Origin of the sequence: Thermobrachium celere DSM 8682 (assembly GCF_000430995.1) — a bacterium.
Lineage (GTDB): Bacteria > Bacillota > Clostridia > Clostridiales > Caloramatoraceae > Thermobrachium > Thermobrachium celere.
Genome location: NZ_HF952031.1, coordinates 9,065 through 9,692 on the forward strand (window position 1 = coordinate 9,065; position 628 = coordinate 9,692).

Genomic DNA, 628 nt, shown 5'->3' on the forward strand with positions numbered 1-628 from the left:
ATCCTTAAATTTATTTTCATTATTTAAATTTATATCCTTCATTTGAAAGCTTGTCCATTTGATATATTTGAAGTTTCAAGCATTTTGTCAAGTATAGCCCCAAATAACATACCTGTTTGTTCATTACTTGATGCATAGGTTGATTGCAATAAATATGCAGCAAGTATCTGTACTATTTGTTCTGTTCTCAATGCTATCACTCCTTTATAAATATTATAACATATCATTTTGACAAAATATAAAAATAATATTACATTTTATTGCATATTTTTCCTTTTTCCTTATGCATAGTTTTAATGCAAAAAACTAATAATAATACAAAATAATTTCGGGGTGATAGAGTGAAGATTGAATCAAATGGACAATATCCAATAATTGAACATACAAACAATGCACTTCTTTGGCCAGAGACTATAAAAGGTGGAATTGGACTTGATAGATACTTATGAAATATCATCTGTTCCTAAGGACCCAGATACACCTATGGATAGTATTGATGTGTTAAAAATAAAGGGTTAATACCTTAAATATTAAAAGCCGCATAAATGGATTTATAAAAGGCTCCTTTCATATTAGTAATCTTAATGCCTTAAAGTCCATTTACGCGGCTTTTTACAGTTTTATATAT

Annotated in this window: 1 protein-coding gene; it reads right to left on the bottom strand. The window is 27.9% G+C overall.

Features of this window, described 5'->3' with window-relative positions; translation table 11 throughout:
* Positions 1–38: 38 nt before the first annotated feature.
* Positions 39–191: a hypothetical protein gene (locus tag TCEL_RS13580; RefSeq protein WP_018665558.1), complete on the bottom strand. Its 153-nt coding sequence runs from the start codon at positions 189–191 to the stop codon at positions 39–41.
* Positions 192–628: the final 437 nt, after the last annotated feature.